General features: G+C 70.1%; 11 protein-coding genes. 4 read left to right on the top strand and 7 right to left on the bottom strand.

All coding sequences use genetic code 11. The features are described from left to right. Nucleotides 1-279: 279 nt before the first annotated feature. The 3 genes from IH68_RS0129115 to IH68_RS0129125 form a co-directional block, all read right to left on the bottom strand. Nucleotides 280-576: a hypothetical protein gene (locus IH68_RS0129115; protein ID WP_030940806.1), complete on the bottom strand. Its 297-nt coding sequence runs from the start codon at nt 574-576 to the stop codon at nt 280-282. Next, entirely contained in the window at nt 524-877 is a 354-nt protein-coding gene (locus IH68_RS0129120; RefSeq protein ID WP_030940808.1) for a hypothetical protein, read from the bottom strand. The genes IH68_RS0129115 and IH68_RS0129120 overlap by 53 nt, the downstream gene beginning before the upstream one ends. Before the next feature lie 62 nt (nt 878-939). After that, entirely contained in the window at nt 940-1,398 is a 459-nt protein-coding gene (locus IH68_RS0129125; RefSeq protein WP_030940810.1) for an ATP-binding protein, read from the bottom strand. Nucleotides 1,399-1,549: 151 nt separating this feature from the next. On the opposite strand from IH68_RS0129125, the gene IH68_RS0129130 reads away from it, so the two are divergent. The 3 genes from IH68_RS0129130 (at nt 1,550) to IH68_RS0129140 (ending at nt 5,686) form a co-directional block, all read left to right on the top strand. After that, complete coding sequence (locus IH68_RS0129130) at nt 1,550-2,431, top strand: helix-turn-helix domain-containing protein (RefSeq protein WP_030940813.1); 882 nt, start codon at nt 1,550-1,552, stop codon at nt 2,429-2,431. Continuing rightward, nucleotides 2,428-2,610, top strand: a complete 183-nt coding sequence (locus IH68_RS0129135; RefSeq protein WP_030940815.1) for a DUF397 domain-containing protein — start codon at nt 2,428-2,430, stop codon at nt 2,608-2,610. Before IH68_RS0129130 ends, IH68_RS0129135 begins: the two co-directional genes overlap by 4 nt. Before the next feature lie 313 nt (nt 2,611-2,923). Continuing rightward, nucleotides 2,924-5,686 (top strand): M36 family metallopeptidase, encoded by a 2,763-nt coding sequence (locus IH68_RS0129140; RefSeq protein ID WP_234341662.1) that lies wholly within the window; start codon nt 2,924-2,926, stop codon nt 5,684-5,686. Between the two features lie 163 nt (nt 5,687-5,849). Here the strand turns inward: IH68_RS0129140 and IH68_RS0129145 are convergent, their stop codons facing one another. Then, nucleotides 5,850-7,304: a flavin-containing monooxygenase gene (locus IH68_RS0129145; RefSeq protein ID WP_030940821.1), complete on the bottom strand. Its 1,455-nt coding sequence runs from the start codon at nt 7,302-7,304 to the stop codon at nt 5,850-5,852. A gap of 157 nt (nt 7,305-7,461) precedes the next feature. On the opposite strand from IH68_RS0129145, the gene IH68_RS0129150 reads away from it, so the two are divergent. Beyond that, nucleotides 7,462-8,268 carry a slipin family protein gene (locus IH68_RS0129150; protein ID WP_051833788.1) on the top strand — a complete coding sequence of 269 codons (807 nt, stop codon included), beginning with the start codon at nt 7,462-7,464 and terminating at the stop codon, nt 8,266-8,268. A gap of 66 nt (nt 8,269-8,334) precedes the next feature. On the opposite strand, the gene IH68_RS0129155 is transcribed toward IH68_RS0129150, so the two are convergent. From IH68_RS0129155 to IH68_RS56545, 3 genes are read right to left on the bottom strand one after another with little or no spacing between them, the layout of a single operon-like run. Next, entirely contained in the window at nt 8,335-9,681 is a 1,347-nt protein-coding gene (locus tag IH68_RS0129155; RefSeq protein WP_030940826.1) for a DUF4407 domain-containing protein, read from the bottom strand. After that, complete coding sequence (locus IH68_RS56540; RefSeq protein ID WP_030940827.1) at nt 9,671-11,191, bottom strand: hypothetical protein; 1,521 nt, start codon at nt 11,189-11,191, stop codon at nt 9,671-9,673. The genes IH68_RS0129155 and IH68_RS56540 overlap by 11 nt, the downstream gene beginning before the upstream one ends. 5 nt (nt 11,192-11,196) lie before the next feature. Beyond that, the gene (locus IH68_RS56545; protein WP_030940830.1) at nt 11,197-13,416 is read right to left on the bottom strand and encodes a hypothetical protein; all 2,220 of its coding nucleotides are present in this window, start codon (nt 13,414-13,416) and stop codon (nt 11,197-11,199) included. Nucleotides 13,417-13,420: the final 4 nt, after the last annotated feature.

Consider the following 13,420-nt stretch of genomic DNA (forward strand, 5'->3'; position numbering starts at 1 on the left):
AAGAGCCGAAAAACCAGTAGAGAAAGTTGTAACTCAGTCGGGCGCGTGGGGCTTGTCCGATCCCGGTGATGCTTGACAGTTCGGTCCCAGCCGATGGTTGACAGTGGCCGTGATCGGCCGCCCTCGGAGCTCAGTTCAGCGACCCAGCCGGACCTTCCCTCCACTTCATGAAAGGCCTCCGACGGCCCCGAGACGGGTGCAAAGGCAGCAACAAACTTCTGTTCACGGAAATACCGCAAGCAGGGGACCTGATCGATACGGCCTGGATCCGGCCGTGCCTCAGCCGAACCAGCTCACCTGAACGAGCACGATCCGTTCACCACGGACATCGGTCAGGTAGGTGAGCATGAGGAGCCCGCGGCTCTCGGTCCGTACGCCAGGGCCCGGTCCGGTGTAGGCAGCTCCCTCCAGAAAGACCATCGACTCGCGTACGGCGATCTCGTTGGCCAGCCGGTCGGTCTCGGCGCGTGCCGTATCCGGGAGGCCGTCCAGCAGGTCGTCCTGGAACAGCTCCCAGCGCCAGTCAGCTACCGGCGACCTCGCGGTGTGCCGCTCGTACGATCTCTGCGGCCTCACGGATGGCGCGCTCGCGTACGTCCGGGTCGGGGCTGCTGATGGCCTGCTCGGCGGCGTGCAGGCGGTGGGCCGTATCGGGGTGACGCTCGATCTCCACCACTACGCCCCACTGCTGGTAGAACATGCGGATCGGTACGACGCTGTCCTCGTCCCCGGCGCGGACGAACGCCTTCTGCAGGTCCTCGAAGAATTCGGGGAGGCGGGAGGGGACCACCGTTGCCACGGCCTGTCGCAGAGCTGGCAGTGTCAGCTCGGGCCTGGGAATGAGCGGGCCGTTTCCGTCCGCGTGCGGCGTGGTCATGGGCCGCTCCTTCCGCTCGTCCAGCGCCCTTCCGGCACGAGCCCACGCTAGCGCCATTCCCGTCACTTCCGCGTGCGCGCGAGCGGATTGCCGCAGAGGGTGAGGCCGAGGCCCCATTCCGCCCAGACGGTCTTGCCGACTCCCACCCGTGGCCCCACGCCCCAGTCGTCCGCCAGCGCTCCGCCCAGCAGCAGTCCTCGCCCGAACTGATCCTCGTCGGTTGCCTCCCGCCGACACGGCGGCCGTTCACCGCGAGGGTCGCTGACCTCGACGCGGAGCGCGGCGGCCGTCGTGGTGATCCGCAGCCGGATGAGCCGGTCGCGCAGGCTGCCGTGCAGGAGAGCGTTGGTCATCAGTTCGCTGGCGACGAGGGCTACGTCTCCGGCGAGGTGCGTATGCCCCCAGTCGGTGACGACGCGTGCGGTGCGGCGGCGGGCGAGGGCGACGCTGCGGGGGACGGGGGTGTAGTCGAGCTGGTCTACGTGGCGGAGGGGTTCGGGGGTGGGATTGGCGTCGGGCATGGACGCGCGCCTCCTTGTGGGGGTGGGTGGGAGCCGCTGAGTGAGCGGTTGAGTACTGACCGTAGCGAGACGGATGGCACGAGTGCAACAAACTTGGAGACACTTGTCTCCAAGTTTGTTGAGAGGGCGGCGGAGGCGCGAGACTGATCCCGTGAACCGATCCGCGCTAACTGGTAACCGGGCGTCAACTGTCTTGGGGCGCCGACTCGGTGGGGAGCTGCTGCGCCTCCGCGATGCGGCGGGAAAGACCCAGCAGCAAGCCGCTGATGTCCTCAACGCGACCAACTCGAAGATCGTGAAGATGGAGCGGGGATGGGTGCCGATGCGGGACATCGACATCCGTGCCCTGTGCGAGCTCTACGGCTTGGACGACCCCGAAGCCCTGGCACGGCTGCTGAACCTGGCCCGGCTGGACCGGGAGCGCCGTAAGGCGAAGGGCTGGTGGCAGCACGCTCCGCAGGCCGGGGCGATCGCCGAGTACATCGCCATGGAGGACGTCGCCAGTCAGGTGCGGACATGGCAACAGGCGTTCGTTCCAGGCCTGTTGCAGACCCCTGAGTACACCAGGGCGGTTGTGGTAAGCGAAGGGCTGTGCACGGACCCCGACGAGATCGAAGGGGTCGTAGATGTACGGATGAAGCGCCAGGCCCGGCTATCGGGAGCCGAGCCGCTCCAGATGTATGCGGTGGTCTGGGAGGCCGCGCTCCGGCAACAGATCGGCGGTCCCGAGGTCATGCGCGCGCAGTTGCAGCACCTGCTCGACGTGGCCCAACTCCCCAACGTGCGGATCCAGGTGTTGCCCTTCCGTGCAGGCGGCCACGCCTGTATGGCAGGAGCCTTCAACATCATCTCCTTCGCCGAAGCCCAAGCCGTGGACGTAGTCCACGTTGACAGCATCGCGGCTACGGTGTGGGTCGAAAGCGAGTCCGAAAGCACCATGTACGGCTCTTTCTTCGACCGCACCGCGAGGCTGAGCCTGGCCCCCAAGGACTCGCTCAGCCTGATCGAGAGCATCAGAGAGGGTATGCATTGACCACCGGATTCGACTTCCTGAAGTCCAGCTACAGCAGCGGCAGCGGCGAATGCGTCGAGGTCGCCCGCAACATCCCCACCACTGTCGCCATACGCGACTCCAAAGACCCCGACGGCCCGATACTCCGCCTGCCCCCCAAGGCATGGACGGACTTCACAGCATTGTTGGCCACCAACTGATCCGGCTGATCCGGACAACCCTCCCTGTGTGACGTCTGTGACACTTGATCTTTGAGGTCTTCTGTCGGGCAGGTCGCCTTGAAAGGGTGCGAGGCGTACAACTCGGCCGTAAAAACACGGCCGTTGGACCCCTCACCCCCCACGAGGCGTTGAAATGGCGAGAGCCTCCTCATCGCGCGCAAGACGCGCGACCATACTCACCGCGGCGGCCGGCCTCACGCTGGCCGTCGCTTTTGTGCCCGGCGCCGCTAGCGCGGTCCCGGGTGGCCCGGCGGCCGACGGTCCGTCGCCCACGCCGTCCGCCACTCCGTCCGTGCCCTCGCAGCAGACGCTGGTGCGTCGCGATGCCAGGCTGGCGAAGGCTGAACAGCGGCCCGGTGTACGGCAGTTGCGCAAGCAGCTCGGGGCTCAGGGCGTGCTCGAACTGGACCCGGCCACCGGCACTGCACGGCAGGTGGCCAAGCTCGACGGGTATCTGACAGACAGCAGCGACAGCGGCAAGAGCCCGGAGAACGTCGTCCGGGAGTATCTGCGGGACCATCCCGATGTCTTCGGGCTCTCCGCCGGTCAGGTCCGTGATCTGACCCTGCGGAAGCAGTACAGCGACGTCGCCGGGATCCGTCATCTGTCGTTCGTCCAGTCTGTCGACGGTGTGCCGGTGTTCGGCAACGGCGTCAAGGCGAACGTCGCCCGTGACGGGCGGCTGATCAGTGTGCTCGGCTCTCCGGTGCCGAAGCTGCCCGCGCAGCTGGCGCCGGGGCGGATCACCTCGACGCAGGCCAGACACACGGCCGTTCGGGACATCGCCGGTGCCGAGGCCGGTGGCCTCGGCAAGGCGGACACCGCCAAGCAGGTCGTCTATACGGCGCCGGGCGGCACCTCACGGCGTGCGTGGCAGACGGTGACCGTGCCGGACGGCCACGGCATGTGGCTGCACGTCGTCGACGCGGCGACGGGGCGGGTTCTGTATCGGCAGAACCTCTCCGACGACCTGTCCGCGGCGACCAGGGAGGCGCCCTCCACCGGACAGCCCCTGTCCTCCTCGGCGGCCACGCCCCTGCGCACCGGCAAGGTCCTCGTCTGGGACCGGTACCCCGGCGCCCCCAAGGGCGGCAAGCAGCACACCCGCCACATCACCGCGCACGGCTGGCTGCCCGTCGGCGCCAAGACCCTCGACGGCCGTATCGCGCACGTCTTCAGCGATGTCGACGACAACAACAAGGTGGACGCGGGCGAGGAGATCACCCCGGCGGCCGACGGGACGTTCTCCTTCCCGTTCAAGCCCGTCACCGGTCCCGGCTGCGACGTCCCGCTGCCCTGCTCCTGGGACCAGAAGACGCCGTACTCCTGGAAGACCAACCGCGAGCAGAACGCCGCGCAGGTCTACTACTACCTCGGCACCTACCACGACCACCTGGAGGCCGGCCCGATCGGCTTCACCCGGGCCGCGGGCAACTTCGACGGCCGGGACGGCGACGCCGTGGACGCGCAGACCGACGACGGCGCCGCGGTCGAGCACGGGCTGCCCGACGAGAACCACCTGAACAACGCCAACATGGGGACGCCGCCGGACGGGCAGGCGCCCACGATGCAGATGTACCTGACCGGGACCGGCACGGTGCTGCAGGGCAACTGGGGCGACGACGCCGCCACCGTCTACCACGAGTACACGCACGGCCTGTCCAACCGGCTCGTCGTCGACGCGGCGGGGGTCTCGGCCCTCACCGGTCAGCAGGGCGGCGCGATGGGCGAGGCCTGGAGCGACTGGTACGCGCTCGACTTCCTCAACACCAAGGGGCTGCTGAAGGACAACCGGCACGTCGACGGTCAGGTGGCCCTCGACCCGCCGCACTGGACCGACGAACTGCCCTCGCGCTCCCAACCGTTGGACTGCCCCGTCGGCTCCACCTCCGCCAAGTGCCCCGGCACGGCGGCGGCGGGCAAGGGCGGGTACACCTACGGCGACTACGGGAAGATCTCGCGCCGCGGCGCCGAGGTGCACGCCGACGGCGAGATCTGGAGCGAGACGCTCTGGGACCTGCGGAACCGGCTCGGCAGCAGGCTCACCGAGTCGCTGCTGACCCGCGCGATGGAGCTGTCGCCCGCGAACCCCACCTTCCTCGACCAGCGCAACGCCATCCTGCAGGCCGACACCGTGGTCAACCGCGGCCGGGCCCACGACCGCATCTGGAAGGTGTTCGCGCACCGCGGCATGGGCTACTTCGCCGCCGCGCTGAGCGCCGACGACACCAAGCCCGACGAGGACTTCTCGCTGCCGCCCGGCCCGCACACCGCGGTGACCACCCTCACCGGCAAGGTCACCGACGACGCGTCCGGCGCCCCCGTCGGCGGGGTCGGCGTCAGCATCAGCGGCCATGCCTCCGGGTTCCCGGGTGCCGACTTCTCCGCCGTGACCAGGGCGGACGGCACGTACACGATCCACAACGTCCCCAAGGGCACGTACCGGAAGGTGTACGCGAGCGGCAACGGCTACGAGCCGCAGATCCGCACGGCCTCCGTCGGCTCCGGGAGCGGCGCCGACTGGTCGCTGCGCCGCGACTGGGCCGCCGCTTCCGGCGGCGCCACCGTCACGGAGTTCACCGGACCCGACAACACCGACTTCGGCTGCGGACCGAACGGCCTGATCGACATGTCGGGCACCGTCTGGGGCTCGGACGCCAAGGGCGGCAGCAACGGCACCGGGGTCGACCCGGTGCACAACACGGTCAAGCTGCCCTCGGCCGTCGACGTCACCGAACTGCGCATCGACCCGACGTCGGGCTGTGGGGACGACAAGACGGCCTCCCTCGGCGACTACCGGGTCGAGACCTCGACGGACGGCACCACCTGGGTCACCGCCGCCGAGGGCCACTTCAAGCCCGCCGACACCGGCCGCGAGAACGCTGTGCCCCTCAAGGCCGGCACCGGGCAGAACGTCCGCTACGTCCGCCTGACCATGCTCGGCAACCAGGCCGCCGACAACGGCGCCAAGTGCGCTACGGACCCGAGCCCCTCGGGCTGCAGCTACATGGACGTGACCGAGCTCCTGATCCACGGCTCCCCGCACCAGAGCTGACGGACTGGCACCCGACGACCTGGGGGCGGCGTACCGGAGACGGGACGCCGCCCTCGGGCGTTTCCGCAGCCACTGCGACTGGCGTCCCCAAGCGGGGCACGACCGGTCGGCCGCTCGGAGGGCGCCCGCTGCCTGCTGCAACTCGCCGACGCACTGCGCCGGTTCATCGCCCCCGGGACGGGAGGAACCGGAACTCCGCGAGCGTCACCCGCCGCGTCTGTGCCGCGTACTCCCCCATGTAGCCGGGCCAGTTGGCGACATTGCGGCCGTCGGGAGTGCGGTACCACGACGAGCAGGACTGCCAGGCCGTGCCCCCGAAACGTGCCCGCAGGGCCCGTAGCCCCGCCTCCTCGACCTCGGGCCGCACGTCCAGCGCCGCCGCTCCGGCGCGGCGGACCAGCTCCAGCGCCCGGCGGACATAGGCGGCCTGGGCCTCCAGGAAGAACAGGATGGAGCCACCGGAGGTGTTGGTGTTCGGGCCGTACATGAGAAACAGGGACGGGAAGCCGGGGACCATGATGCCGAGGTGTGCGCGGGCCCCCTCGGCCCACACCTCCCTGATCGAGCGTCCGCCCGCGCCCCGCACCTCCATCGGCAGCATGAAGGTGTTCGTACGGAAGCCGGTCGCGTGGATCACGCAGTCGACCTCGTGGAGCCGGCCGTCCTCCGTCACCGGGCCCTCGGGGGTCATACGGGCGATCGGGTCCGTCACCAGCTCCACGTTCGGGCGGCGCAGCGCGGGCAGGAAGTCGGAGCTGAGCAGGACGCGTTTGCAGCCGAAGGGGTAGTCGGGCCAGGCCTTGCGGCGCAGTTCGGGGTCGGGCAGCTGGCGGCGCATATGGGCGGCGGAGAGCACAGCGCCGATGCGGCCGGCGATTCGGGGGTGGCGGATGCAGAGGGTGAGCAGCTCGATGCCGTGGTGGAGGAGCCGACGCCAGGCGCGGCGTGCCCACGGCAGGCGCATCGCACGGTTCAGGAGCGCCGGCATCGGGCGGTCCCGACGCGGCAGGAACCAGTTCCCCGTGCGCTGGAACACCGTCAAGTGAGCGACCAGCGGCGCGATTTCGGGAACCAGCTGGGTTGCGCTCGCGCCCGTTCCGATGACCGCCACCCGCTTGCCCCGCAGGTCGTAGTCGTGGTCCCAGCGGGCGGAGTGGAAGCTGCGCCCGGCGAAGTCGGACAGCCCCTCCACGGCCGGGAGGGCCGGCTTGTCGAGCTGTCCGGTGGCGAGCACGACGGCATCGGCGACCCTCTCCTCCTCCGGCCCGTCCGATCCCCTACGACGGCTGTGCACCGTCCACGTACGCGTGCCGTCGTCCCATGTGCACGAGGTCACCGTGGTGTCCGTGACGATCCGCGGGGTGACCCCGAGCGCGTCCGCGGTCTCCTGTGCGTACCGCAGGATCTCGTCCTGGTGGGAGAACACATGGGCCCAGGAGGCGCGTTGGGCGAAGGAGTACGAGTACAGGTGGCTCGGCACGTCGCAGGCGGCGCCCGGGTAGCGGTTGTGGTGCCAGGTGCCGCCCAGCTGCGGTGCCGCCTCCAGCAGGGTCACGTCGGCCGGCCCGTGCCGCAGGAGCTCGGCGGCGACGGCGATCCCGCCGAAGCCCGCGCCCACGACGAGGACCCTCGGTACGGGGCCGTGTGCAGGACCGTGTGCAGGATCGATTTCTTGACGATCTCCTGACGCTTGCGGGCGCATCCGGCCAACTCCGTCCGGTGTCTACTTCCTTGTCTCAATCCTTACGGGGAATCCTTTCGAGGAATGGAGTGCCATGGAAGGCACTGTGGTCGCGGTCGTGCTGGTTGCTGTGGCGGCCCTGCTCGTGCTGCGCAGCGGTATGCGGGTGGTCAACCAGGTCGAGCGCGGGGTCGTGTTCCGGATGGGCAAGGCCCTGCCGTCGTACCGGCAGCCGGGCGTGACGTTCCTGATCCCGTTCGTCGACCGGATGCGGAAGGTGAACACCCAGGTGATCACCATGCCGGTGCCCACCCAGGAGGGCATCACCAAGGACAACGTCTCGGTGAAGGTCGACGCGGTCGTCTACTTCCGGGTGACCGATCCGCTCCGGGCCGCCATCGAGGTCCAGGACTACCACTTCGCCGTCGGCCAGGTCGCCCAGTCGTCGCTGCGTTCCATCATCGGCAAGAGCGACCTCGACGACCTGCTGTCCGACCGTGAGCGGCTGCACGAGGGGCTCGCCCTGATGATCGACAGCCCGGCCGCCGGCTGGGGCGTCCACATCGACCGCGTCGAGATCAAGGACGTACAGCTGCCGGAGTCGCTCAAGCGGTCCATGTCCCGGCAGGCCGAGGCGGAGCGGGAGCGGCGGGCCCGGGTCATCACCGCGGACGGCGAGTTCCAGGCCGCACAGCAGCTCGCCAACGCGTCGCGCATCATGTCCGACACCCCCGAGGCGATGCAGCTGCGTCTCCTCCAGACGGTCGTGGAGGTCGCGGCCGAGAAGAACTCGACGCTCGTGATGCCGTTTCCGGTGGAGCTGCTCAGGTACTTCGACCGGGCGGCGCAGAACATGGCGCCCGCCAGTCCGGCTCCCGTACCGGAGACCCGTCAGCCGTGACCTCGGCTCCGGCGGCGGTCCGCCCCTCCCGGGGCGGGGCCGTCGCCGGTCCGTCGGCCGTCCCGCTCAGGCCTTCCTCGCCCGAAGGATCCGGCCCATCCGCTCCTCCAGCTCGGCCCGTTCCTCCGCGGCCCGCTCCGCCTGGGCCCGTTGGAAGTCGTGTTCCACACGCCGCATACGGTCGGCCGTGTCCTGTGCCACGCCGTGGCGCTGCACCTCGTGCTCCATCCGTGCGCACTCCTGCTGCACCTGGAGCTCCTCGGTGTACGTCCGGCTGCTCGCCGTGAAGCGGGCGCCGAGCATGCGGTCGTACATCGTGGCGCCGCTCATCAGCTTGGCCAGCACGGGCATGGCGTCCAGGCAGATCAGCAGCAGATGCAGCACGAGGGTGATGAAGAGCGCGAAGCCGTCGGACTCCGCGACCTTCCTGAGCCCGTGGGCCCGGGTGAGGATGCCGTCGGTGTCCAGGTCGGCGGCCCGTGCCCGCGTCTTGGCCTCGATGGCCCGCTGCAGCAGCGGCTGGTAGGCGTCGGCGGCGGTGTCCTTCTTCGCGGCCAGGGTGCGGCTCTTGGCGACCAGCGCCGAGAGCTCCTTCTCGTATGTGTCGACCTTGCTGGTCCTGCGGTACTCGCTGGAGTCCTTCCGGGCCCTGTCGCAGGTGATGGTGACGTCCCGCACCCCGTTCCGCCAGATCCAGTTGGCCTTGCCGCACAGGCGCTGCTCGGCGGACATCTTGTCGTCGAGCGTCTTGTTGATGGCGTCGACCTGGGTCTGCAGGGCCTTGGTGCGGGCGGTGTTGCTCTTGATCTGCTCGGCCAGCTCGGCCGGGGAGCCCGCCACCTTCAGCTGGTAGCTCAGGCATTCGGGGCGGTCCGCGGTGGTCGCGCCGTCGGTGGGGTTGCAGGAGACGAGCATGCCGCGGTAGTCGGCGGTCTGCTGCTCGTTGCCGACGGCTATCTCCTGGCGTATCTCCTTGTCGAAGATCTGGAAGAGGATCGGCTCGGCGATGAACAGGCCGAGGAGCACGGAGAGAATGAAGCGGAGAAGAAGCGACCACTTCTTGACCATCGTGCCGTGGGTGCTGGACACCAGCCAGCTGTCCATCGCGAGAACCACCCAGAACCAGACGGCGGCCACCCCGATCACGGCGGCGAGGGGCAGGTCGGAGCGGAAGCTGCTCAGCGCCAACGTCATCGAGAGGGCGCCCACCAGGGCCGTGTTGACGACCAGGGCGCCGTACCAGGTGTAACGGGTGCGTTCCTCCGGCACCCAGGCCAGCAGCCCCTCGTCGATGCCGATCAGCCCGCGCAGCCGGACCGCCGGACCGCCTGCGCGCGGCACCGGACGGGCCGCGCCCGGGTCGTCGCCGAAGGAGGCGCTGTCGGCGTGGCGCAGCGGTGTGTCAGTGGCCAAGGCTGCCCTCCGAGTCCGTGCCGCCGAGGTCGGGTTCGGCGTCGCCCAGTTGGGCGTCGCCGCCGTCCTGGCTCTTCTGGACGATGCTCACGCGCGGGGTGTTCGTCACCGCGCTCGGGGCGGTGCCGTCCTGCGCGGGGCCCCGCTCGAAGGAGAAGTCGCCCACCCGGTTGATCTGCGCGCCCGGGTCGCTCAGCTGCCCGTCGAACAGGCCGCGGTCGAAGGCCTGCTTGGTCAGCTCCGTCCAGGCGCCCAGCTGCTGCCTGGCCCAGGTGTGCTGGTCCTGCAGCAACTGCTTCTTGTCCTGCCGGTCCTCGTCGCGTTGGCGCACCTCTTCCGCGTGCTCCACGTCCCAGCGACGGGCCGCCTCCTCGGCCTTGGCCGTCTCGCGTTGCAGGGTTTCCGCGCGGGTCGACGATTCCAGCTGGTTCTTCTGTTCGACCTTCCAGCGCTCCTCCTGCCGGTCCAGCTCGGCCCGCTTCTCCTGGAACTCACGCTCCAGCCGGGCTCGTTCGGCCTGCAGCTCGTCGTAACCCCGTACGCGCTTGGAGTACTCGTCGGAGGTGATGTCGCCGTGGTGGCGGGCGCTGAGGTCCGCGGCGAGCGGATTGGCGCCGAGAAGCTTCATGTCCTCCTGGACCTGATCGCGGACGAACCGGTTGAACTCGGCCCGCTGCGTGAGGTCGTGCTTCTGCTGCTCGGCCCCCGCCTCGCGGTCGAACCCGCCGCGCAGGGTCTCGTAGTCCTGCCGGCCCAGCTCCTTGTCCACCGCCTCCTGCTGCCGGTTGCGCTCCCTGCGCTGCTCCCGCACGAAGCGGATCTGCTCCCGCTTCAGTTCCAGCTCGGCCTCCCGCTCGGCCCGGTCCAGGGCCAGCTGCTGCTCCCGCTCCTCCCGCCGCTGCTGCTGTTGCTGCTCCCACCGCTCCTTCTCCAACTGGGCGATGTGCTGGGCGAGTTCGGCAGGAGTGAGTACCTCGACCAGACCGTGCCGGGCGCGCAGGCCGGACAGCACCGTCGGGCGCATCTCGTGGTACGCGGTCAGCCGTGCGTCGATGCGTTCCCGTACGGCGGCGGAGTTCATGATCGGCTGGTCGCTGCCGTCCTCGGTGAGTCCCGGCACCTCCCGCAGATGGCTCAGCAGCAGCGCCTCCACGTCCGTGATGCCGTCACGCACGACCGCCTTCGCGTCCGTGACGGTGCAGTAGAACGTCGCCCTTACGGTGAAGTCCCCCGCCTCGGCGGAGGGGATCCTCGTCTCCACGACGACCGGCACCTCGATCCGGCGGTCGACGACCGTGACGGAGCTGGCACCGATCACCACCGGGTCCTCGGCGTGCAGCTGCCCGTGGTCCTCGACGTACTCCGCGCCGACCCGGAAGACCCGTACGTGGTGCGGGGCGAGCCGGGGCAGTTCGCCCTCGTCCCGCATCACGCGCTTCTTCATCAGGCCGCCGCGCTTCTCCGGCCGCCCGTATTCCCGCTGCTCCACGAGCGGGTAATTGGCATTCATGCCTGTCAGTCCTCCGTGCTCAGTACAGCGTCGAGAAAGATGTCGATCAGAGGGGCCGCAGCCTCGTCGAAACGCCCCACGACCTGCCGCAGGGACGGCCCCAGCAGCGGGCGTTCGTCCGGCGGCAGTGCCGCGCCCAGGGAGCGGCCCAGCCGCTCGGCCGTCTGCTCCGGCTCGTCCGTCCCGGCGGACAGGTCGCGCAGGGTGAGGTGGAGGCACAGCAGCACACGGCGCCGGTACGGCCGGTTCGCCAGCAGCCCCGCCCACAACTCGCCGATCGGGTCGGCCTGCCGGGGGTCGCGGGCCGGCAGCGCTGCGCAGACCATCCGGCCCGTGCGCGTGTGCCGCGCCACGACGATCAGTGCGGCGTCGAGGGTGCGGTCCTTCTGATGTGCGGTGAGCTTTCCGCCCTCGTCCTTCAGCCGGTAGGCGAGCGGACGCAGCACAGCACCCGCGTCCTGGTCGCACTCCATGAGGACGACGACGAGACCGGCGAGGGCGACCATCGCCTCCAATGCCTGATCGTCGAACCGGCGGAGGGTGCGGTGCAGCAGCGCCTTGACCGCGTCCGTGGGGAAGCACACCCCGAGCGCCCCGCTGAACGCCGCGGTCGCCGTCGACGAGAGCTCCGGGTCGGGCGAGCGGGCCCAGCCGCGGGCGACGGACAGTGCGGTCGCGGCAAGGCCCTCGTCCAGACACATGCAGTGCAGCACCAGGGTGGCCGTGGACTGGCCGGCCGGGCCCGCCGCGCCGGCCGCCCAGGGGTGCAGATAGTTCTCCGCGACCTCGTCGAAGGCGGGCCGCGTGAGCAGGGCGAGGCCGGAGGCGACGGACAACTGGAGCCCCAGGCCGGGCTGGGTGGCCACGAGTTCGGTCAGCCAGTCCCGTACACCGTCCCAGTACGCCGTCGAGCGCTTGCTCCACAGCTCCTCCAGCACCCACCGCCGGTACTGCGAGTGCGGGAAGACCAGGGCGGACCGGGTGAGCGCGCCATCCTTGCGCTCCTCGACCGCGACCAGGCTGTTGCGGGACAGCGACAGCCTGCGGTCGGCGTCGCGCCGGGTGGCCTCGGCCGTCTCCTCGTCCTTGGCGAGCACCGGGAAGGTGGCCGCCACATGCTCCTCCAGACGCTCCTGACAGGTCTCGAAGTCGCGGTAGCCGAGGCCGGTGACGAAGGCCAGTGCCGTGACCTCGGTCCACTCCTGCGGCGAGCGCGGCTCGTCGAACCAGTCGCGTACGGGCTGGGCCGCTGCGGCGCCGTACTCCTGCCAGACCCCGGCGGGGTCCGCACCGTCCGCGATCCTGGCGGCCGCCGCGGCCACCTCCGCGATCCGGCATCCGGCGGGCATCAGGGAGGCGGCCTGCTCGACGGTGTCCTGCCCGCAGCCCGCCCGCACCAGCCGCAGCCGCAGGACGGCCGTGAGGTCCGGTGGCTGCCAGGGCATATGGCGTACGGATCCGGGGGCGTCGTCCTCGCCCTGGTACACGGTGGTGACCACGAGATGCGCCCCCTGCTCGCGCACGGTGTCGCGCACCCGCCGCCAGTCGAAGTCCGCGGTCCCGCCGACGGCTTCGTTCATACGGTCGATGAGCACATAGCCGACGCCCTTCTCGAACACCGGGCGCCCGCCCGCCAGGTCCTCCAGGCTGCGGCCGGGCGAGAGCACCACGTACTCCGTGCCCTCCGCGACCTTGGCGACGAGGGCCACCGCCGCGGACCGTTTGCCCGTGCCGGGCGGCCCGACGAGCACGACCACACCGTCCTGCTGGAGGGCGCGTACGGCTTCCTCGAAGCAGTCGGGTTCGACGTACGGCGCCAGGATCGCGTCGGCCTCACCGGCATCCAGGCGGCCGACGGCGCGGCGCCGGGCATTGGCGGAATCCGCGGTGCCGATGCCGAAGATGGCGCCGGGGGCGTCGAGGGCGCCGTAGAAGTACTGGTTGACGTTGTTCTGTGCCCGGGCCGTCTCGTCGGCCCGTTTCGCCCGGTCGGGCCTGGCGGGTTGTTCGGCCTCGTCGGGCTGTTCTGTTCCCCGGGGTGTGTCGGCGTTGTCGGCCGGCCGGTCGCCGCGGGGCTTCGGGTCGTCCCCGGGGGGCTCCTGCGGGGGAGCCGCCTCGGGTGAGTCACCCGGGTCCCGGGGTGTGTCCGGGGCTTCCGATCCGCCGTCGGCGTCCGGCGGTTCCGGGGTGCCCTGGAGTCTCTTCGCGCTCTCTTCCTCGTCCATTCTC

This window comes from Streptomyces sp. NRRL S-646, from assembly GCF_000720765.1.
Classification (GTDB): domain Bacteria; phylum Actinomycetota; class Actinomycetes; order Streptomycetales; family Streptomycetaceae; genus Streptomyces.

Coding starts and splice junctions, on each gene's coding strand:
- IH68_RS0129120 (WP_030940808.1), bottom strand. CDS start 877: ATGACCACGCCGCACGCGGACGGAAACGGCCCGCTCATTCCCAGGCCC.
- IH68_RS0129125 (WP_030940810.1), bottom strand. CDS start 1,398: ATGCCCGACGCCAATCCCACCCCCGAACCCCTCCGCCACGTAGACCAG.
- IH68_RS0129150 (WP_051833788.1), top strand. CDS start 7,462: ATGGAAGGCACTGTGGTCGCGGTCGTGCTGGTTGCTGTGGCGGCCCTG.
- IH68_RS56540 (WP_030940827.1), bottom strand. CDS start 11,191: ATGAATGCCAATTACCCGCTCGTGGAGCAGCGGGAATACGGGCGGCCG.
- IH68_RS56545 (WP_030940830.1), bottom strand. CDS start 13,416: ATGGACGAGGAAGAGAGCGCGAAGAGACTCCAGGGCACCCCGGAACCG.